This is a genomic window from Chitinivorax sp. PXF-14 (assembly GCF_040812015.1).
Lineage (GTDB): Bacteria > Pseudomonadota > Gammaproteobacteria > Burkholderiales > SCOH01 > JBFNXJ01.
This window is the reverse complement of record NZ_JBFNXJ010000006.1, coordinates 186,989-203,931: the sequence shown is the minus strand read 5'-3', so window position 1 is coordinate 203,931 and position 16,943 is coordinate 186,989. Positions and strand designations below refer to the sequence as shown.

The 16,943-nt window shown below is 54.9% G+C and carries 31 protein-coding genes; 1 reads left to right on the top strand and 30 read right to left on the bottom strand.

Annotated features, from left to right (window positions below):
* The first annotated feature begins 8 nt into the window (after positions 1-8).
* Positions 9-1,775: a GspE/PulE family protein gene (locus ABWL39_RS10040; protein WP_367789927.1), complete on the top strand. Its 1,767-nt coding sequence runs from the start codon at positions 9-11 to the stop codon at positions 1,773-1,775.
* A 70-nt stretch (positions 1,776-1,845) separates the two neighbouring features.
* Here the strand turns inward: ABWL39_RS10040 and rplQ are convergent, their stop codons facing one another.
* The 30 genes from rplQ to tuf form a co-directional block, all read right to left on the bottom strand.
* The gene (gene rplQ / locus ABWL39_RS10035) at positions 1,846-2,232 is read right to left on the bottom strand and encodes a 50S ribosomal protein L17 (RefSeq protein ID WP_367789923.1); all 387 of its coding nucleotides are present in this window, start codon (positions 2,230-2,232) and stop codon (positions 1,846-1,848) included.
* Between the two features lie 18 nt (positions 2,233-2,250).
* Positions 2,251-3,234: a DNA-directed RNA polymerase subunit alpha gene (rpoA, locus tag ABWL39_RS10030; protein ID WP_367789919.1), complete on the bottom strand. Its 984-nt coding sequence runs from the start codon at positions 3,232-3,234 to the stop codon at positions 2,251-2,253.
* A gap of 24 nt (positions 3,235-3,258) precedes the next feature.
* Positions 3,259-3,879 carry a 30S ribosomal protein S4 gene (gene rpsD, locus ABWL39_RS10025; protein WP_367789916.1) on the bottom strand — a complete coding sequence of 207 codons (621 nt, stop codon included), beginning with the start codon at positions 3,877-3,879 and terminating at the stop codon, positions 3,259-3,261.
* Between the two features lie 15 nt (positions 3,880-3,894).
* On the bottom strand, positions 3,895-4,287 hold the full coding sequence (rpsK, locus tag ABWL39_RS10020) for a 30S ribosomal protein S11 (protein WP_137940012.1): 393 nt from the start codon (positions 4,285-4,287) through the stop codon (positions 3,895-3,897).
* Between the two features lie 29 nt (positions 4,288-4,316).
* Complete coding sequence (rpsM, locus tag ABWL39_RS10015) at positions 4,317-4,679, bottom strand: 30S ribosomal protein S13 (RefSeq protein ID WP_367789912.1); 363 nt, start codon at positions 4,677-4,679, stop codon at positions 4,317-4,319.
* Between the two features lie 58 nt (positions 4,680-4,737).
* A complete protein-coding gene (gene rpmJ / locus ABWL39_RS10010) occupies positions 4,738-4,851 on the bottom strand; it encodes a 50S ribosomal protein L36 (protein WP_367789909.1) in 114 nt (37 codons plus the stop codon).
* A gap of 44 nt (positions 4,852-4,895) precedes the next feature.
* Positions 4,896-5,114, bottom strand: a complete 219-nt coding sequence (infA, locus tag ABWL39_RS10005; protein WP_077296113.1) for a translation initiation factor IF-1 — start codon at positions 5,112-5,114, stop codon at positions 4,896-4,898.
* Between the two features lie 18 nt (positions 5,115-5,132).
* Positions 5,133-6,449 (bottom strand): preprotein translocase subunit SecY, encoded by a 1,317-nt coding sequence (gene secY / locus ABWL39_RS10000; RefSeq protein ID WP_367789906.1) that lies wholly within the window; start codon positions 6,447-6,449, stop codon positions 5,133-5,135.
* Positions 6,450-6,460: 11 nt separating this feature from the next.
* On the bottom strand, positions 6,461-6,895 hold the full coding sequence (rplO, locus tag ABWL39_RS09995) for a 50S ribosomal protein L15 (protein WP_367789903.1): 435 nt from the start codon (positions 6,893-6,895) through the stop codon (positions 6,461-6,463).
* Positions 6,896-7,081: a 50S ribosomal protein L30 gene (gene rpmD, locus ABWL39_RS09990; RefSeq protein WP_367789899.1), complete on the bottom strand. Its 186-nt coding sequence runs from the start codon at positions 7,079-7,081 to the stop codon at positions 6,896-6,898.
* Positions 7,074-7,595 (bottom strand): 30S ribosomal protein S5, encoded by a 522-nt coding sequence (gene rpsE / locus ABWL39_RS09985; protein ID WP_367789896.1) that lies wholly within the window; start codon positions 7,593-7,595, stop codon positions 7,074-7,076. Before rpsE ends, rpmD begins: the two co-directional genes overlap by 8 nt.
* 12 nt (positions 7,596-7,607) lie before the next feature.
* Positions 7,608-7,961, bottom strand: a complete 354-nt coding sequence (gene rplR / locus ABWL39_RS09980) for a 50S ribosomal protein L18 (RefSeq protein WP_367789893.1) — start codon at positions 7,959-7,961, stop codon at positions 7,608-7,610.
* Between the two features lie 13 nt (positions 7,962-7,974).
* The gene (gene rplF / locus ABWL39_RS09975; protein ID WP_367789890.1) at positions 7,975-8,508 is read right to left on the bottom strand and encodes a 50S ribosomal protein L6; all 534 of its coding nucleotides are present in this window, start codon (positions 8,506-8,508) and stop codon (positions 7,975-7,977) included.
* Between the two features lie 11 nt (positions 8,509-8,519).
* On the bottom strand, positions 8,520-8,918 hold the full coding sequence (gene rpsH, locus ABWL39_RS09970; protein ID WP_367789887.1) for a 30S ribosomal protein S8: 399 nt from the start codon (positions 8,916-8,918) through the stop codon (positions 8,520-8,522).
* 16 nt (positions 8,919-8,934) lie between these two features.
* Positions 8,935-9,240: a 30S ribosomal protein S14 gene (gene rpsN, locus ABWL39_RS09965; RefSeq protein ID WP_367789884.1), complete on the bottom strand. Its 306-nt coding sequence runs from the start codon at positions 9,238-9,240 to the stop codon at positions 8,935-8,937.
* A gap of 7 nt (positions 9,241-9,247) precedes the next feature.
* Entirely contained in the window at positions 9,248-9,787 is a 540-nt protein-coding gene (gene rplE, locus ABWL39_RS09960; RefSeq protein WP_367789881.1) for a 50S ribosomal protein L5, read from the bottom strand.
* A gap of 10 nt (positions 9,788-9,797) precedes the next feature.
* The gene (rplX, locus tag ABWL39_RS09955; RefSeq protein ID WP_367789978.1) at positions 9,798-10,115 is read right to left on the bottom strand and encodes a 50S ribosomal protein L24; all 318 of its coding nucleotides are present in this window, start codon (positions 10,113-10,115) and stop codon (positions 9,798-9,800) included.
* A 9-nt stretch (positions 10,116-10,124) separates the two neighbouring features.
* Positions 10,125-10,493, bottom strand: coding sequence for a 50S ribosomal protein L14 (gene rplN, locus ABWL39_RS09950; protein WP_367789878.1), 369 nt, complete (start codon positions 10,491-10,493; stop codon positions 10,125-10,127).
* 158 nt (positions 10,494-10,651) lie between these two features.
* On the bottom strand, positions 10,652-10,912 hold the full coding sequence (gene rpsQ / locus ABWL39_RS09945; protein WP_367789874.1) for a 30S ribosomal protein S17: 261 nt from the start codon (positions 10,910-10,912) through the stop codon (positions 10,652-10,654).
* 2 nt (positions 10,913-10,914) lie between these two features.
* A complete protein-coding gene (gene rpmC, locus ABWL39_RS09940; RefSeq protein WP_367789870.1) occupies positions 10,915-11,106 on the bottom strand; it encodes a 50S ribosomal protein L29 in 192 nt (63 codons plus the stop codon).
* Positions 11,106-11,522, bottom strand: a complete 417-nt coding sequence (gene rplP, locus ABWL39_RS09935) for a 50S ribosomal protein L16 (protein WP_367789867.1) — start codon at positions 11,520-11,522, stop codon at positions 11,106-11,108. The genes rpmC and rplP overlap by 1 nt, the downstream gene beginning before the upstream one ends.
* Positions 11,509-12,216: a 30S ribosomal protein S3 gene (gene rpsC / locus ABWL39_RS09930; RefSeq protein ID WP_367789864.1), complete on the bottom strand. Its 708-nt coding sequence runs from the start codon at positions 12,214-12,216 to the stop codon at positions 11,509-11,511. The genes rplP and rpsC overlap by 14 nt, the downstream gene beginning before the upstream one ends.
* Before the next feature lie 10 nt (positions 12,217-12,226).
* Positions 12,227-12,556 (bottom strand): 50S ribosomal protein L22, encoded by a 330-nt coding sequence (gene rplV, locus ABWL39_RS09925; RefSeq protein WP_367789861.1) that lies wholly within the window; start codon positions 12,554-12,556, stop codon positions 12,227-12,229.
* A gap of 9 nt (positions 12,557-12,565) precedes the next feature.
* Complete coding sequence (rpsS, locus tag ABWL39_RS09920; RefSeq protein WP_367789858.1) at positions 12,566-12,841, bottom strand: 30S ribosomal protein S19; 276 nt, start codon at positions 12,839-12,841, stop codon at positions 12,566-12,568.
* A 7-nt stretch (positions 12,842-12,848) separates the two neighbouring features.
* Positions 12,849-13,682 carry a 50S ribosomal protein L2 gene (gene rplB, locus ABWL39_RS09915; protein ID WP_367789855.1) on the bottom strand — a complete coding sequence of 278 codons (834 nt, stop codon included), beginning with the start codon at positions 13,680-13,682 and terminating at the stop codon, positions 12,849-12,851.
* Between the two features lie 11 nt (positions 13,683-13,693).
* Positions 13,694-13,999, bottom strand: coding sequence for a 50S ribosomal protein L23 (rplW, locus tag ABWL39_RS09910; RefSeq protein WP_367789851.1), 306 nt, complete (start codon positions 13,997-13,999; stop codon positions 13,694-13,696).
* On the bottom strand, positions 13,996-14,616 hold the full coding sequence (gene rplD / locus ABWL39_RS09905) for a 50S ribosomal protein L4 (RefSeq protein WP_367789975.1): 621 nt from the start codon (positions 14,614-14,616) through the stop codon (positions 13,996-13,998). The genes rplW and rplD overlap by 4 nt, the downstream gene beginning before the upstream one ends.
* Positions 14,616-15,260 (bottom strand): 50S ribosomal protein L3, encoded by a 645-nt coding sequence (gene rplC, locus ABWL39_RS09900; RefSeq protein WP_367789847.1) that lies wholly within the window; start codon positions 15,258-15,260, stop codon positions 14,616-14,618. The genes rplD and rplC overlap by 1 nt, the downstream gene beginning before the upstream one ends.
* Positions 15,261-15,353: 93 nt before the next feature.
* The gene (gene rpsJ / locus ABWL39_RS09895) at positions 15,354-15,665 is read right to left on the bottom strand and encodes a 30S ribosomal protein S10 (protein WP_367789844.1); all 312 of its coding nucleotides are present in this window, start codon (positions 15,663-15,665) and stop codon (positions 15,354-15,356) included.
* 73 nt (positions 15,666-15,738) lie between these two features.
* Complete coding sequence (gene tuf / locus ABWL39_RS09890) at positions 15,739-16,929, bottom strand: elongation factor Tu (RefSeq protein ID WP_367789806.1); 1,191 nt, start codon at positions 16,927-16,929, stop codon at positions 15,739-15,741.
* Positions 16,930-16,943 lie beyond the last annotated feature (14 nt).

Below are 16,943 nucleotides of genomic sequence, written 5' to 3'. Positions count from 1 at the left end.
ATGGCCTCATGCAAGACATCACTTTCGACCTCAAGAATACGCTCGCCGAACTCGTCAAGGATGGCATGGTCAGTCGGACCGATGCCGAAAACATGTATACCGGCAGCAGGACCCGGGAACGAGCCGAAGCTCACCCACTCGTCCTGATCGCCGATCAGCGCTGGCAGTCCACCGAAACGCCCAGTCGCCCCCTGACACTCGACGTATTGATGCAATGGCTCGCCAACAAGACGGGCCTGTCCTATATCCATATCGATCCGCTAAAGATAGACGTGCCCTCGGTATGCGCGGTGGTATCGCATGCCTATGCCACACGCTACAAGATCCTGCCGATCGCGGTCAGCAGCACGGAGCTGACCGTGGCGACGTCCAACCCATTCGATCGCGACTGGGAGCGCTCGCTTCAACAGGCCATCACACAACGCATCCGCCGTGTGATTGCCAACCCGCACGATATCGTGCGCTATATGGCAGAGTTCTACAGCCTGAACCGATCACTCAAAGGGGCCAGCAAGACACACTCGGGCGCGGATGTCGGCGTCACCAGTTTCGAACAGCTCGTGGAACTCGGCCGCAGCAGCTCGCTCGATGCCAACGACCAGCACATCGTTCATATCGTTGACTGGTTGTTTCAATACGCCTACGAACAGCGCGCCAGCGACATTCATCTGGAACCCAGGCGGGAGTACGGGAACGTGCGCTTTCGCATCGACGGTGTCATGCACTTCGTCTACCAGATCCCGCCCTCGGTGATGAACGCGGTCGTCAGCCGCATCAAGCTATTGGGTCGCATGGACATCGTCGAGAAGCGGCGGCCGCAGGACGGCCGAATCAAGACCAAGACCCCCGACGGCGAAGAAGTCGAGCTGCGCCTCTCCACCATGCCGACGGCGTTCGGCGAAAAGTTGGTGATGCGGATTTTCGACCCTGACGTGCTGGTCAAGTCGTTCAGGGAACTGGGCTTCACCGATGACGAGGTCCAGGTCTGGAACGGCCTGATCAGCCAACCCAATGGCATCGTGCTGCTTACCGGTCCGACCGGTTCCGGCAAAACCACCACGCTGTACACGACGATGCGGCAGCTCGCTCAACCGGAGGTCAACGTCTGTACCGTCGAAGACCCGATCGAGATGGTGATGCCACAACTGAACCAGATGCAGGTGCAGCCACAGATCGGCATCAGCTTTGCCGAAGGGGTTCGCACGCTGCTGCGCCAGGATCCGGACATCATCATGATCGGTGAGATTCGTGACCGCGAAACAGCGGAAATGGCGATTCAAGCGGCGTTGACGGGGCACTTGGTGCTCTCGACACTGCACACCAACGATGCGCCATCCGCCATCACGCGGCTGATGGAAATTGGCGTCCCACCCTACCTGCTCAACGCCACCCTGCTCGGTGTCGTCGCACAGCGGCTACTGCGCACCCTATGCCCACACTGCAAGGCACAGATCAGCGTCGACGATGAAAGCTGGCAGCAACTGGTTCAGCCATGGCGCGCAGCCAAGCCTGCAGCGATTTACCGCCCGACGGGCTGCCTGGAGTGCCGCATGACGGGCTACTATGGACGAACAGGCATTTATGAAATGCTGACCGTTACCCCTGCCCTGAGGAAATTGATCGCCAAGGACACGGATGTCGCCGAACTGCGACAGCAAAGCGTGCGCAGCGGCATGAAACCACTCCGGATCACAGGGGCACAAAAGATTGCCGCTGGCCTCACGACCCTGGAGGAAGTCATCCAGGTCACCCCCACGGCCCTCCCGCTCGATTAGTTTCTAGTCTGCAAACACAAACAAAAAGGCCAACCTAAAAGGTTGGCCTTTTTGTTTGACTGACGACAGCTTATTCCGCTGCGGCTGCCTCGCTTGCGTCCGGACGATCCAGCAGCTCGACGAATGCCATCGGGGCATTGTCACCCTGACGGAAGCCGCACTTCAGGATGCGCAGGTAGCCACCGTTACGGTTGGCAAAGCGCGGGCCCAGCACGTCGAACAGCTTAACCACAACATCGCGATCGCGAGTACGGTCAAATGCCAGACGGCGGTTAGCCAGCGAAGGCTTCTTGCCCAGGGTGATCAGGGGCTCAGCCACGCGGCGCAATTCCTTGGCCTTGGGCAGAGTGGTCTTGATCACTTCTTCTTTCAGCAGCGCGTTCGCAAGATTGCGCAGCAGTGCCAGCCGGTGGCTGGACGTACGATTGAGTTTACGATTGCTCAAACGATGACGCATGATCGTTTATCCTTATGCTTACGGTTTTTCCAAACCGACAGGCGGCCAGTTTTCCAGCTTCATACCGAGCGTCAGACCCTTGGAAGCAAGCACTTCCTTGATCTCGTTGAGCGACTTACGACCGAGGTTCGGCGTCTTCAACAGTTCGGTTTCGGTGCGCTGGATCAGGTCACCGATGTAATAAATGTTTTCGGCCTTCAGGCAATTTGCGGAACGCACAGTCAGCTCGAGATCATCCACCGGACGCAGCAGGATCGGATCGATCTGCGGTGCGCGAGGCTCCTCAACTTCAACTGCGGTACCCTTGAGGTCAGCAAACACGGAAAGTTGGTCAACCAGAGTGCGTGCGGCAAAACGCACAGCTTCCTCCGGCTCGATAACGCCATTGGTTTCGATATCGATAACCAGCTTGTCCAAATCCGTACGCTGTTCTACACGGGCGCTTTCCACCGCAAAGCTAACCCGGCGAACCGGGCTGAACGATGCGTCCAGCAAAATGCTGCCAATCGAACGAGTTTCATCATCCTTGGCGCGAACAGTAGCAGGAACGTAACCACGGCCTTGTTCGACCTTGATTTCCATGTCCAGCTTACCGCCCGTCGACAGGTTGGCAATAACGTGTTCCGGATTCAGGATTTCCACGTCATGCGTCGTTTCGATGTCCGCAGCCGTCACTACGCCTTCGCCGTCCTTTTTCAAGGACAGCAGGGCCGACGTGCGGTTGTGCAGCTTGAGTACAACACCTTTCAGGTTCAACAGAATGTCTACGACATCCTCACGAACACCGTCCAGTGCGGAGTACTCGTGCAGCACACCCTCAATCTTCACTTCAGTCGGCGCAAAACCCGGCATCGACGACAGCAGTACCCGACGCAGCGCATTGCCAAGCGTATGGCCGTAGCCACGTTCAAACGGCTCCATCACCACGCGAGCCTGGAACGGCGACACGTTTTGGACATCGACGATACGCGGCTTCAGAAATTCAGTAGCACTGCTTTGCATAACCCTTCCTTACTTGGTCACAGGTTACTTCGAGTAGAATTCAACAACGAGAGCTTCGTTGATGTCGCCGGCGAGGTCCGCACGCTCAGGTGCCGACTTGAAAACGCCTTCCATCTTCTTCGAATCTACCTGCACCCAGCCAGGGAAGCCGATTTGTTCAGCCAATGCAAGCGCTTCCTGGATGCGCACTTGCTTCTTAGCCTTTTCGCGAATGGTAACCACATCGCCAGCCTTCACTTGGTAGGAAGGAATATTGACGGTGCCACCATTGACAACGATCGACTTATGGCTAACCAACTGGCGTGCCTCAGCACGGGTGGAACCAAAACCCATGCGATACACGACGTTGTCGAGACGGCATTCCAACAGCTTCAACAGGTTCTCACCGGTCGAGCCCTTGCGACGCTCTGCTTCCGCGAAATAATTGCGGAACTGGCGCTCAAGCACGCCGTAGATGCGACGAATCTTTTGCTTTTCACGCAGGTGAACGCCGTAGTCAGACAGACGGGCATTCTTCTGGCCATGTTGACCAGGCACCGAGTCCATCTTGCACTTGGTATCCAGGGCACGACGTGCACTCTTCAGAAAGAGGTCGGTGCCTTCACGACGCGACAGCTTACATTTCGGTCCGATATAACGAGCCACAATAGTTCTCCGATATTAAATGCGACGCTTCTTGGGAGGACGGCAGCCATTGTGCGGAACCGGCGTAACGTCGGAAATGCTGGTAATCTTGAAACCGAGTGCGTTCAAGGCGCGAACAGCAGATTCGCGACCAGGCCCTGGCCCTTTGATTCTCACTTCCAGATTCTTGACACCGTATTCCTGAGCAACCTTGCCTGCGGCTTCCGCGGCAACCTGTGCGGCAAACGGTGTGGATTTACGAGAACCTTTAAAACCAGCACCGCCCGAGGTCGCCCAACTCAGGGCGTTGCCTTGACGGTCCGTGATGGTAACGATGGTGTTATTGAAGGAAGCGTGAACGTGGACGATACCCTCGGACACACTCTTCTTCACCTTCTTACGCACACGGGCAGTAGATGCTTTAGCCATTACTTAATCCTTAGACTTTGACGAGTCGATTACTTCTTGCCTGCGATCGCCTTGCGCGGACCCTTGCGAGTACGTGCATTGGTACGGGTACGCTGGCCACGGGCCGGCAAACCACGGCGATGACGCAAACCACGGTAACAACCGAGGTCCATCAGGCGCTTGATGTTCATCGTGATTTCACGACGCAGATCACCTTCTACGGTGAACTTCGCCACTTCGTCACGGAGTTTATCCATGTCGGCATCGTTCAGATCCTTCATTTTGGTATTACGTGCAATACCCGTGGCGTCGCAAATGATTTGCGCACGAGTACGACCGATACCATAAATGGCGGTCAGGGCGATTTCCGCATGTTGATGATTAGGGATGTTAACCCCTGCAATACGGGCCATCTATTTACCCCACTACAAAAAAGTTTGCAATTGTAGCGCTGGCGATTGACAGCGTCAATCAACCCTGGCGCTGTTTGTGGCGCGGATCGTTGCAGATCACGCGCAGCACGCCCTTACGACGGATCATCTTGCATTGACGGCAGATCCGCTTTACCGAAGGTTGTACCTTCATCTTGGTTCCTTTCCTACTTGAAGCAAGTTAGCCTGTATTCCGGTCTACTTCGCCCGGAACACGATACGAGCACGCGACAGATCATAAGGTGTCAGTTCAACCGTCACTTTGTCTCCGGGTAGGATGCGGATGTAGTGCATGCGCATCTTGCCGGAGATGTGGCCCAACACCACATGACCATTTTCCAACTTTACCCGGAACGTCGCGTTTGGCAGGGTTTCCAGGATTTCACCCTGCATTTGAATCGTGTCTTCTTTTGCCATCTCGAGATCTTGTTCAGCTCAACGTGCGGACAAACCGCCCTTGAAGTTGGACTTCTTAAGTAGACTCTCGTACTGCTGTGACAGGATGTAGGACTGCACTTGGGCCATGAAGTCCATCGTCACTACCACGATGATCAGCAGGGACGTGCCGCCGAAATAGAAAGGCACATTCCATTTGACAATCAAAAACTCGGGAAGCAGACACACTACGCTAATATACAGCGCGCCAATCAAGGTCAGGCGCGTGATGATGCGTTCGATATAACGGGACGTCTGCTCCCCTGGCCGAATACCCGGTACAAAAGCACCGCTTTTCTTCAGGTTCTCCGCCGTCTCCTTGGGGTTGAACACCAGGGCGGTATAGAAGAAGCAGAAGAAAATAATAGCCGCAGCGTAAAGCAACACATACACAGGTTGACCAGGATGCAAGGCATCGCCGATGTCCTTGAGCCAGTGCAGCTTGTCGCTATTGCCGAACCAGCCTGCAACCGTGGCAGGGAACAAAATAATGCTCGAAGCAAAAATCGGAGGAATAACCCCGGCGATATTCAGCTTCAACGGCAAGTGAGTGCTCTGCCCCTGCATGATTCGGTTACCAACCTGGCGTTTAGCATAGTTGACAAGAATTTTGCGTTGACCACGCTCGACAAACACAACCAAGGCCGTTACCAGAGCAACGCCGATAAAGAGCATCAGAACAAACGGGATCGACAATGACCCTTGATTTGCCAGCGCCAAGGTTTTGCCAATTGCGGCAGGCACACCAGCGGCAATACCCGCGCAGATAATCAGCGAAATACCGTTCCCAATGCCACGCTCCGTAATCTGTTCACCGAGCCACATGAGAAACATGGTGCCGGTGACCAAGGTAACCACGGTCGTGAAATAGAACTCAGCCTGGCCGGTCAGGACCAAGCCAGGTTGACGGAACAGCATGACGGCAATCCCGAAACTCTGGAACGTGGCCAACAACACCGTGCCATAACGGGTGTACTTGGTGATCTTGCGCCTACCGGCCTCGCCCTCCTTCTTCAACTGTTTCAACTGAGGCAAAATCTCAGAAGCCAGTTGAATAATGATGGACGCCGAAATATACGGCATGATCCCGATGGCAAAAACGGTGAAGCGACTCAGCGCACCGCCCGAGAACATGTTGAACATGTCCAGCAGACCAGTCTGCGACGAACTAAATAGCTTTGCCAACGCATCCGGATCAATACCAGGCACAGGAATATGTGCGCCGATACGATACACAATAAGCGCCCCTAGCAAGAACCAGAGGCGCTTCTTGAGATCGCCGAATTTGTCTACCGAACCTACAATCGAATTAGACACAGCGATTTGCCTTATTCAGCGATCGAACCACCAGCAGCTTCGATGGCGGCGCGAGCCCCTGCAGTAACCATCAGGCCACGCAGCTTCAACGCACGCTCCACCTTACCCGACAGAATGACCTTGACGGTGCGGGCATGTGCGGTAACCAGCCCAGCCTGCAGCAATGTCAAAGGTTCAATCTCGTCAACAGGCAGCTTGTTCAGTTCGGACAGCGTCACTTCCTGATTCAGCCCCTTGTTGAGGGAAACAAAACCACGCTTGGGCAGGCGGCGTTGCAGCGGCATTTGACCGCCCTCAAAGCCCACCTTGTGAAAACCACCCGAGCGGGACTTCTGGCCCTTATGACCACGGCCAGCAGTCTTACCCAGACCGCTGCCGATGCCACGACCTACGCGACGCTTAGCGTGCTTAGCGCCGTCGGCCGGTTTAATCGTGTTAAGTTGCATTTAAGCCTCGCACTTCAACAGATAGCTGATCTTATTGATCATGCCGCGGTTTTCAGGAGTGTCGATCACTTCTACAGTCTGATGCATGCGCTTCAGACCCAGGCCGCGAGCGCACGCCTTGTGCGACTCGAGACGACCGATCAAGCTCTTCACCAGAGTGATCTTGAGCTTAGCGGTGTTAGCCATGAGCCACCTCACCAAGGATCTCTTCAACAGTCTTGCCACGCTTGGCAGCAACCTGTTCCGGCGTGCGGATGTTTGCCAAGCCATCGAGCGTTGCACGGACGATGTTGTAGGGGTTAGTCGAACCGTGGCACTTCGCAGTGATGTTGTGGATACCCATCACCTCGAACACTGCACGCATCGGACCACCGGCGATGATACCGGTACCTTCCGGAGCGGGCTGCAGGAACACGGTGGTTGCACCATGCTTGCCAATGACGGTGTGGTGCAGCGAACCATTCTTCAACGGTACCTTGAAAAGCTTACGGCGAGCCTCGTCCATTGCCTTCTGCACAGCGACGGGCACTTCCTTAGCCTTGCCCTTGCCCATGCCGATGCCGCCACTACCGTCGCCAACCACGGTCAGCGCAGCGAAGCCCATGATACGACCACCCTTGACGACCTTGGTCACCCGATTAACGGTGACCATCTTCTCGCGAAGGCCGTCGGTGCGATCTTCCAATTCGTTCTTAGCCATTATGAACCTCGATTAGAATGCCAAGCCGTTTTCACGGGCAGCGTCGGCCAACGCCTTGACGCGACCGTGGTACTTGAAACCGGAGCGGTCAAACGCAACGCTCTCAACCCCAGCAGCCTTGGCCTTTTCCGCAATGCGCTTGCCAACGAAGGCAGCAGCAGCGGCGTTACCGCCATTAGCGATTTCCTTGCGTACATCGGCTTCCAGCGACGATGCGCTGGCGAGCACCTTGCCGCCGGTCTCATCGATGATCTGGGCATAGATATGCTGGTTGGTGCGATGCACACTCAGACGGACCATGCCAAGCGCTGCAATGCGTGCACGGGTTTTGCGTGCTCTGCGCAAGCGAGTTTGATTCTTATCCATGGTAAAGCCTCAATTATTTCTTCTTGGTTTCCTTCAGGACCACCACCTCGTCGGCGTAACGCACACCCTTACCCTTATAGGGCTCAGGAGCACGGTATGCACGAACTTCAGCGGCAACCTGACCAACTTGCTGCTTGTCGACGCCCTTGATCAGAATTTCTGTCTGGGACGGTGTCTCGACCTTGACGCCTTCAGGCATCTTGTGCGCAACCGGGTGAGAGAAACCAAGCGTCAGATTCAGCACGTCACCTTGAGCTTGGGCACGATACCCCACGCCAACCAGGTTTAGCTTGCGGACGAAGCCATCCGACACACCCTTCACCATATTGGCGATCAGCGCGCGCATGGTGCCGGACATGGCACGTGCCTGCTTAGCTTCGCTGGCAGCCGTACACTTGACCGAACCATTTTCGACCACAATGGACACATCAGCGGTAAGTGCACGCTTGAGCGTACCGAGCGGGCCCTTTACCGTGATTTCGCCATCAGCGACTTTAACCTCGACATTCGATGGCAATACAACAGGATTCTTAGCTACACGAGACATGTGTCACCCCATTAAGCCACGATGCACAGCAACTCACCGCCGATACCGGCAGCACGCGCTTTGCGATCAGTCATCACGCCCCTGGATGTCGACACAATTGCGACCCCCAGACCGTTCATAACTTGAGGAATATCTTCGACGCCCTTGTAGACGCGCAGACCTGGGCGGCTCACACGCTCGATACGATCGATTACGGGTTGACCACTGTAGTACTTCAGCCCGATTTCCAGTTGAACCTTGCCGGCACCCAGCTCAGCCACTTGAAAATCTTCGATATAACCTTCGTCCTTCAGAACCTTGGCAATTGCAACCTTCACCTTGGACGACGGCATGCTTACAGCAGCTTTCGCAGCACTTTGTGCATTGCGAATGCGAGTCAGCATATCGGCGATAGGATCATGCATACTCATCTTGATCGAACTCCTATTACCAGCTGGCCTTCACAACGCCCGGAATTTCACCGCGCATCGCAATTTCACGAATCTTGGTGCGACCCAAGCCAAATTTGCGGAAAGTGCCGCGAGCACGACCGGTCAGAGCACAGCGATTACGCAGGCGGACCGGGCTAGCGTTACGGGGCAGCTTTTGCAGTTGCAGCCGCGCAGCAAAACGTTCCTCGTCAGACAAGCTCACATCATTGATGGTAGCGAGCAGCTTCTGGCGCTTGTCAGCAAACTTAGCAACCGTGTCACGGCGCTTTTGCTCACGATTAATCAAACAAACCTTTGCCATGTTACCCTCAGTTCTTGAAAGGGAATTTGAACGCGGCAAGCAAGGCGCGCGCTTCTTCGTCGGTCTTAGCGGTCGTCGTGATAGTGATATTCATACCACGCAGCGCATCGATCTTGTCGTACTCGATTTCCGGGAAGATAATCTGTTCACGCACACCGATGTTGTAATTGCCACGACCATCGAACGACTTACCGGAAACACCACGGAAGTCGCGAATACGCGGAATTGCAACGGAAACCAGACGATCCAGGAATTCATACATACGGTCACGGCGCAGGGTTACCTTGCAACCAACCGGATAATTGTCACGGATCTTAAAACCCGCGATCGACTTCTTGGACAATGTAACGACAGGCTTTTGACCAGCAATCTTCTGCAGATCGCCGACAGCAAATTCCATTACCTTCTTGTCAGCAACCGCCTCACCAACCCCCATATTGAGAGTGATTTTTTCAATGCGCGGCACTTCCATTACCGATTTGTAGCCAAACTGCTTGGTCAGTTCGGGCACAACGGTATTCACATAAAATTCTCGCAAACGAGCCATGAATTACCCCTTAGGCGTCTACCAGTTCGCCGTTCGATTTGAAGAAGCGAACCTTGCGGCCGTCCTCAAGAACTTTGAAACCAACACGATCGGCCTTTTGAGTGGCCGGATTGAACAATGCAACGTTCGATACATCGATCGGCTTTGCCAGTTCAACGATACCGCCGGTCACACCCTTAACAGGGTTAGGCTTCTGGTGTTTTTTCACCAGATTGATGCCTTCAACCACAACGTTACCATCCACCAGGACGCGCAACACCGAGCCGCGCTTACCCTTATCTTTACCCGTCAGGACGATGATCTCGTCACCTTTACGAATCTTGCGCATCATCACTCCTTACAGAACTTCCGGCGCCAGCGAAACGATCTTCATGAATCGCTCGGTACGCAGTTCACGGGTAACTGGCCCAAAGATGCGGGTACCAATCGGCTCCAGCTTGTTGTTCAACAGAACTGCGGCATTGCCATCAAACTTGATCAACGAACCGTCGGGGCGACGAACACCCTTCGCGGTGCGAACCACGACAGCGTTATACACATCACCCTTCTTGACACGACCACGCGGTGCAGCATCTTTGATGCTGACCTTGATGATGTCGCCAACGCTCGCATAACGGCGCTTGGAACCGCCCAACACCTTAATGCACATCACGCGACGTGCACCAGTATTGTCAGCCACTTCCAAAATGGACTGCATTTGAATCATTTTTTATCTCCAACTTAAACCGTCTCCCACCTTACAGTGGAAAAACCAACACGATCCAGTTTTGGACCCCGTTCGGGGGAAGGACGCTCTAAGGCAACACGAAAAGTGCGAGATTATAAAGGCCTTGCGCCAAACGCGCAAGGCCTTTAATTACCTAATTAAGCTAGGCGAGCTTTTTCTACCAGCAGAGTCACTACCCATGCCTTAGTTTTCGACAGGGGGCGGGTCTCTTCGATGGTAACAAGATCACCTTCACGGTATTCATTGTTCTCATCGTGCGCATGGTATTTCTTGGAACGACGAATCACCTTGCCGTAGAGCGGGTGTTTTACCTGGCGCTCAACCAGCACGGTAACCGTCTTGTCCATCTTGTCGCTAACGACGCGACCGGTCAGAGTGCGGACACTTTTTTCGCTCATGATTAGGCAGCCTTCTTCTCGCCGATGAGAGTACGAATGCGCGCGATATCACGACGCACCTTACGCAACTCGCTAGTCTTGGCGAGTTGCTGGGTCGCGACTTGCATGCGCAAACCGAACTGAGCTTTGAGCAGCGAGAGAAGCTCTTGCTGCAGCTCATCCACAGACTTGTTACGCAGATCTTTCGCTTTCATCACTGCCCCACTTGACGCTGTACGAATGTGGTAGACAGCGGTAGCTTGGCTGCAGCAAGGCGGAATGCCTCGCGAGCCAACTCTACGCTAACCCCATCCATTTCATACAAGACTTTGCCCGGCTGAATTTCAGCCACCCAGAATTCCGGCGAACCCTTACCGTTACCCATACGCACTTCTGCGGGCTTGGAGGTAATGGGTTTATCCGGGAAGACACGGATCCAGATACGACCACCACGCTTGATGTGGCGGGTCATAGCACGACGCGCAGCCTCGATCTGACGCGCAGTCAGCCGACCACGGCCAGTAGCCTTCAGACCGAACTCGCCGAAATCGACCTTGGTACCACGAGTCGCGAGACCCGTGTTACGGCCCTTCTGAACCTTGCGGAATTTAGTACGATTAGGCTGCAGCATTTCTAGCCCCCGACTTTCTGCCCTTCTTCTCGGTTTCTACCGGCTGAGCGGCAGGCTGTTCACCACGCCCCAGTTGCTCACCCTTGTAGACCCAAACCTTGATACCAATGATGCCGTAGGTGGTCTTGGCCTCGGAAGTAGCGTAATCGATGTCGGCACGCAGCGTATGCAGCGGCACGCGACCTTCGCGATACCATTCGCTACGAGCGATTTCGATACCATTCAGACGCCCTGAACTCATGATCTTGATACCTTGAGCACCAAGACGCATTGCATTTTGCATTGCACGCTTCATGGCGCGGCGGAACATCACGCGCTTTTCAAGTTGCGACGCGATGCTATCGGCGATCAACTGGCTATCGAGCTCTGGCTTGCGGATTTCCTCGATGTTGATGTGCACCGGCACACCCATCATCTTCTGCAGCTGGCTCTTCAGCAATTCGATGTCTTCGCCCTTCTTGCCAATCACCACACCCGGACGGGCACTGTGAATGGTAATACGTGCGTTCTTTGCCGGACGCTCGATAATGATCTTGCCAACGGCCGCATGAGCAAGCTTCGACTTCAGGAACTGACGAACCTTGATGTCTTCATTCAGCATGTTCGCGAAGTTAAGATTGTTCGCGTACCACTTGGAAGACCAGTTTTTCAGTACAGCCAGACGGAAACCCGTCGGATGAATTTTCTGACCCATTGCCTCTTCCTTAATCGCCGACCGTCAACGTGATGTGACACGTCTGTTTCTCAATGCGGTTACCACGACCCTTGGCGCGTGCAGCGAAGCGCTTAAGGCTAGGCCCCTTATCGACGTAGATCGTCGTAATCTTCAACGCATCGATGTCAGCACCTTCATTGTGCTCAGCATTTGCGATAGCCGACTCGAGGACGCCTCGAATAAGCTTCGCGCCTTTTTTGGGCGTAAATGCCAATACATTCAGTGCCAGCTCGACTTGCTGGCCGCGGACCAGATCAGCAACCAGACGAGCCTTCTGAGCGGACAGACGAGCGTTTTTCAAAACAGCAGAAACTCTCATTTCGCCACCTTATCTCTTTGCTTTCTTGTCCGCCGCATGCCCCTTGAAGGTACGCGTCAGCGAAAACTCACCAAGCTTGTGACCGACCATGTTTTCATTCACATAGACCGGAACATGCTGGCGACCATTGTGTACAGCAATCGTCAAACCAACGAACTCGGGCAGCACCGTCGAACGACGCGACCAGGTCTTGACCGGACGCTTGTCGTTAGTGGCAAGCGCAGCCTCAACCTTCTTGAGCAAATGCTGGTCGACAAAAGGACCCTTCTTAATAGAACGTGCCATAGCTCAATTACCCTTTGTTCGAAAAGCGACGACGGACGATCATATTGTCAGTGCGCTTGTTGTTGCGGGTGCGATAACCCTTAGTCGGCTGACCCCACGGACTAACAGGCACACGACCTTCACCGGTACGACCTTCACCACCACCGTGCGGGTGATCGATCGGGTTCATTGCAGTACCGCGAACAGTCGGACGAATACCGCGCCAACGATTTGCACCGGCCTTACCAATCTTGCGCAGGCTATGCTCTTCGTGCCCGACCTCACCTACGGTTGCGCGGCAATCCACGTGAACCTTGCGGATTTCACCCGAACGCAGACGCAACTGGGCGTAGCTACCTTCACGAGCCAGCAACTGCACCGAAGTACCAGCCGACCGAGCAATCTGTGCCCCCTTGCCTGGCAACATTTCGACGCAATGCACCGTGCTACCAACCGGAATATTGCGCAACGGAAGCGCATTGCCGGCCTTGATGGGCGCATCGGACCCGCTCATCAACTGAGCACCAACCGCAACACCGCGCGGGGCGATGATGTAACGGCGCTCGCCGTCCGCATAGCACAACAGGGCAATGTGAGCCGTGCGGTTCGGATCGTATTCAATACGCTCAACCTTGGCCGGAATACCGTCCTTGTTGCGACGGAAGTCGATCACACGGTAGTGATGCTTGTGCCCCCCCCCCTTGTGACGGGTAGTAATATGACCGTTGTTGTTACGGCCAGCCGTGCTGTGCTGCTTTTCCAGCAACGAAGCGTGCGGAGCACCTTTATGCAGGCCAGACGTTACAACCTTGACGACTGCGCGACGGCCTGGCGACGTCGGTTTAACTTTGATCAATGCCATGACCTATCCCTTTATTCCGCAGCCGCAAATTCGATTTGCTGACCTGGCTTCAGGCTGACATACGCCTTTTTCCAGTCCTTGCGACGCCCGTTGAACCGACCGAAGCGCTTCTGCTTACCCTTTACGTTCAACACCTGAACGCTTTCAACCTGAACCTTGAAGAGGGTTTCAACAGCAGCCTTGATTTCGGGCTTGGTAGCATCAGTGGTCACACGAAAAGCCACTTGCTCGTTCTTGTCGGCGATGAAAGTACTCTTCTCGGAGACGATCGGGGCAAGGATGACCTGGTACAGGCGTTCTTGATTAATCGCGCTCATGCGTACATCTCCTCGATTTGCTTGACCGCCTCACGGGTTACCACCACGTTCTTGAAGTAAACGAGGCTGACCGGATCCACCTGAGACGGCTCAACAACATAAACGTGCGGAAGATTGCGAGACGACAGATAGAGATTTTCATCAACCGTATCGGTAATGATCAGCACCTGCTCAAAACCCAGAGCCTTCAGCTTTGCTGCGAACTGCTTGGTTTTGGGGGAATCAATACTCAACGAATCGATTACCTGCAGACGACCTTCGCGGGCCAATTGCGAATAGATCGCAGCGACGCCAGCACGGTACATCTTGCGATTAACCTTGTGGCTGAAATTTTCCTCAGGAGAGTTCGGGAAAATCTTGCCACCGCCGCGCCACAGCGGGCTCGACGCCATACCTGCACGCGCACGGCCAGTACCCTTTTGACGCCACGGCTTGCGAGTCGACTTAACGACTTCGCTACGGCCTTTTTGCGCACGGTTGGCGCTACGGGCATTTGCCTGATATGCGACAACAACCTGATGCACCAACGCCTCGTTATAGTCGCGAGCGAACAGCACATCAGAAACAGCCAGACTGGAAACAGCCTGACCTTGTTCGTTAATGACCTTCAGTTCCATCATGCACCTGCCTTCACGCTCGGACGAACGACCACATCGCCACCCTTGGCACCCGGAACGGCACCTTTAACGAGCAGCAACTGACGCTCAACATCAATGCGCACGACCTCAAGGCTTTGAACGGTGCGCTTAACGTTACCGTACTGGCCAGCCATGCGCTTACCCGGGAATACACGACCCGGGTCCTGAGCCATACCAATGGAACCAGGAGCATTGTGCGATACAGAGTTACCGTGCGACGCACGCTGAGAACTGAAGTTGTGACGCTTGATTGCGCCAGAGAAACCTTTACCTTGGGAGGTACCGGTCACATCCACCAACTGCCCAGCCTGAAACACCTCAACAGACAAAACCGCACCCGGCTGCAGGGAAGCCAATTGATCAGCAGTCACACGGAATTCACGCAGACCACGACCAGCCTCAATGCCAGCTTTTGCAAAATGCCCAGCCTGCGCCTTATTGACACGACTGGCTTTACGGGAACCGAAGGATACCTGAACACCGGTATAACCATCAGCGTCATCGGTTTTGACTTGGGCGACGCGGTTATTGGACATATCCAGCACGGTCACGGGGATGGCAGCACCATCCTCTGCAAACACGCGAGTCATGCCAATCTTGCGACCTACAAGACCTAAACTCATGATTATTTCCTATTTTAAGGGCCGATTACGATTGATCGGCGAAATAAAAACGGGCTCGCCACAGCGAGCCCGCTATTCTAACAGAAAATCAAGTTACTGCAACTTGATTTCTACGTCAACCCCTGCAGGCAGATCCAGCTTCATCAGGGCATCAACGGTTTTGTCCGTCGGATCGATGATATCCATCAAGCGCAAGTGGGTACGAATCTCGAGCTGATCACGAGAAGTCTTGTTAACGTGCGGCGAACGGAGAATATCGAAACGTTGAATACGAGTGGGCAGAGGAACCGGGCCCTTGACTACAGCGCCAGTGCGCTTTGCAGTTTCCACGATCTCGGCCGCCGAACGGTCGATCAGATTGTAGTCGAATGCCTTCAGGCGGATACGGATGCGTTGGCTTTGCATGAAACTTCCTTAAAGAACAATTTAAAGAACAAGTCATGGCGCGGCGTCAGAAACGCCGCGCCAAACTTCAATATTACTCGATAACCTTAGCTACGACACCGGCACCGACGGTGCGGCCACCTTCGCGGATCGCGAAGCGCAGACCTTGCTCCATCGCGATCGGCGCGATCAGGGCTACAGTCATGGCGATGTTGTCGCCTGGCATTACCATTTCGGTACCTGCCGGCAGATCGATCGAGCCGGTCACGTCCGTAGTACGGAAGTAGAACTGCGGACGATAGCCGTTGAAGAACGGGGTATGACGGCCGCCCTCTTCCTTGGACAGGATGTAGACCTCTGCCTGGAACTTGGTGTGCGGGGTGATCGAACCCGGCTTGGCCAGAACCTGGCCACGCTCGACGTCTTCACGCTTGGTGCCGCGCAGCAGCACGCCCACGTTGTCGCCTGCCTGACCTTGGTCGAGCAGCTTGCGGAACATTTCAACGCCGGTGCAAGTAGTCTTGACGGTCGCCTTGATACCGACGATTTCGACTTCTTCACCTACCTTGACGATGCCACGCTCGATACGACCAGTCACGACGGTGCCGCGACCGGAGATGGAGAATACATCTTCCACGGGCATCAGGAAGGCGCCGTCAACGGCACGCTCCGGCTCAGGGATGTAGCTGTCCAGCGCGTCGGCCAGGCGGAAGATCGCCGGTTCGCCGATGTCGCTCTGGTCGCCCTCCAGCGCCTTCAGGGCGGAGCCCTTGATCAGCGGCAGGTCGTCGCCCGGGAAGTCGTACTTGGAGAGCAGTTCACGCACTTCCATTTCGACCAGTTCGAGCAACTCTTCGTCGTCGACCATGTCGCACTTGTTCAGGAAGACGATGATGTACGGCACACCTACCTGACGAGCCAGCAGGATGTGTTCACGCGTTTGCGGCATCGGGCCGTCAGCAGCGGAACAAACCAGGATCGCACCGTCCATCTGGGCGGCACCGGTAATCATGTTCTTAACGTAGTCAGCGTGACCCGGGCAATCTACGTGGGCGTAGTGACGCTTTTCGGTTTCGTATTCAACGTGCGCGGTATTGATGGTGATGCCGCGAGCCTTTTCTTCCGGCGCGCTGTCGATCTGGTCGTAACCCTTGGCTTCGCCACCGAATTTCTTCGACAGAATGGTGGTGATCGCTGCAGTCAGCGTGGTCTTGCCATGGTCAACGTGACCGATGGTGCCGACGTTTACGTGCGGTTTTGTCCGCTCGAACTTTTCCTTTGCCATTTTTCAATCCTTCC

What these genes read in the sequence shown, in the direction of transcription:
- ABWL39_RS10040 (WP_367789927.1), top strand. Translation starts at nt 9, where the DNA reads ATGCAAGACATCACTTTCGACCTCAAGAATACGCTCGCCGAACTCGTC.
- rplQ (WP_367789923.1), bottom strand. Translation starts at nt 2,232, where the DNA reads ATGCGTCATCGTTTGAGCAATCGTAAACTCAATCGTACGTCCAGCCAC.
- rpoA (WP_367789919.1), bottom strand. Translation starts at nt 3,234, where the DNA reads ATGCAAAGCAGTGCTACTGAATTTCTGAAGCCGCGTATCGTCGATGTC.
- rpsK (WP_137940012.1), bottom strand. Translation starts at nt 4,287, where the DNA reads ATGGCTAAAGCATCTACTGCCCGTGTGCGTAAGAAGGTGAAGAAGAGT.
- rpsM (WP_367789912.1), bottom strand. Translation starts at nt 4,679, where the DNA reads ATGGCCCGTATTGCAGGGGTTAACATCCCTAATCATCAACATGCGGAA.
- rpmJ (WP_367789909.1), bottom strand. Translation starts at nt 4,851, where the DNA reads ATGAAGGTACAACCTTCGGTAAAGCGGATCTGCCGTCAATGCAAGATG.
- infA (WP_077296113.1), bottom strand. Translation starts at nt 5,114, where the DNA reads ATGGCAAAAGAAGACACGATTCAAATGCAGGGTGAAATCCTGGAAACC.
- rplO (WP_367789903.1), bottom strand. Translation starts at nt 6,895, where the DNA reads ATGCAACTTAACACGATTAAACCGGCCGACGGCGCTAAGCACGCTAAG.
- rpmD (WP_367789899.1), bottom strand. Translation starts at nt 7,081, where the DNA reads ATGGCTAACACCGCTAAGCTCAAGATCACTCTGGTGAAGAGCTTGATC.
- rpsE (WP_367789896.1), bottom strand. Translation starts at nt 7,595, where the DNA reads ATGGCTAAGAACGAATTGGAAGATCGCACCGACGGCCTTCGCGAGAAG.
- rplR (WP_367789893.1), bottom strand. Translation starts at nt 7,961, where the DNA reads ATGGATAAGAATCAAACTCGCTTGCGCAGAGCACGCAAAACCCGTGCA.
- rplF (WP_367789890.1), bottom strand. Translation starts at nt 8,508, where the DNA reads ATGTCTCGTGTAGCTAAGAATCCTGTTGTATTGCCATCGAATGTCGAG.
- rpsH (WP_367789887.1), bottom strand. Translation starts at nt 8,918, where the DNA reads ATGAGTATGCATGATCCTATCGCCGATATGCTGACTCGCATTCGCAAT.
- rpsN (WP_367789884.1), bottom strand. Translation starts at nt 9,240, where the DNA reads ATGGCAAAGGTTTGTTTGATTAATCGTGAGCAAAAGCGCCGTGACACG.
- rplE (WP_367789881.1), bottom strand. Translation starts at nt 9,787, where the DNA reads ATGGCTCGTTTGCGAGAATTTTATGTGAATACCGTTGTGCCCGAACTG.
- rplX (WP_367789978.1), bottom strand. Translation starts at nt 10,115, where the DNA reads ATGCGCAAGATTCGTAAAGGTGACGAGATCATCGTCCTGACGGGTAAA.
- rplN (WP_367789878.1), bottom strand. Translation starts at nt 10,493, where the DNA reads ATGATTCAAATGCAGTCCATTTTGGAAGTGGCTGACAATACTGGTGCA.
- rpsQ (WP_367789874.1), bottom strand. Translation starts at nt 10,912, where the DNA reads ATGAGCGAAAAAAGTGTCCGCACTCTGACCGGTCGCGTCGTTAGCGAC.
- rpmC (WP_367789870.1), bottom strand. Translation starts at nt 11,106, where the DNA reads ATGAAAGCGAAAGATCTGCGTAACAAGTCTGTGGATGAGCTGCAGCAA.
- rplP (WP_367789867.1), bottom strand. Translation starts at nt 11,522, where the DNA reads ATGCTGCAGCCTAATCGTACTAAATTCCGCAAGGTTCAGAAGGGCCGT.
- rpsC (WP_367789864.1), bottom strand. Translation starts at nt 12,216, where the DNA reads ATGGGTCAGAAAATTCATCCGACGGGTTTCCGTCTGGCTGTACTGAAA.
- rplV (WP_367789861.1), bottom strand. Translation starts at nt 12,556, where the DNA reads ATGAGAGTTTCTGCTGTTTTGAAAAACGCTCGTCTGTCCGCTCAGAAG.
- rpsS (WP_367789858.1), bottom strand. Translation starts at nt 12,841, where the DNA reads ATGGCACGTTCTATTAAGAAGGGTCCTTTTGTCGACCAGCATTTGCTC.
- rplB (WP_367789855.1), bottom strand. Translation starts at nt 13,682, where the DNA reads ATGGCATTGATCAAAGTTAAACCGACGTCGCCAGGCCGTCGCGCAGTC.
- rplW (WP_367789851.1), bottom strand. Translation starts at nt 13,999, where the DNA reads ATGAGCGCGATTAATCAAGAACGCCTGTACCAGGTCATCCTTGCCCCG.
- rplD (WP_367789975.1), bottom strand. Translation starts at nt 14,616, where the DNA reads ATGGAACTGAAGGTCATTAACGAACAAGGTCAGGCTGTTTCCAGTCTG.
- rplC (WP_367789847.1), bottom strand. Translation starts at nt 15,260, where the DNA reads ATGAGTTTAGGTCTTGTAGGTCGCAAGATTGGCATGACTCGCGTGTTT.
- rpsJ (WP_367789844.1), bottom strand. Translation starts at nt 15,665, where the DNA reads ATGCAAAGCCAACGCATCCGTATCCGCCTGAAGGCATTCGACTACAAT.
- tuf (WP_367789806.1), bottom strand. Translation starts at nt 16,929, where the DNA reads ATGGCAAAGGAAAAGTTCGAGCGGACAAAACCGCACGTAAACGTCGGC.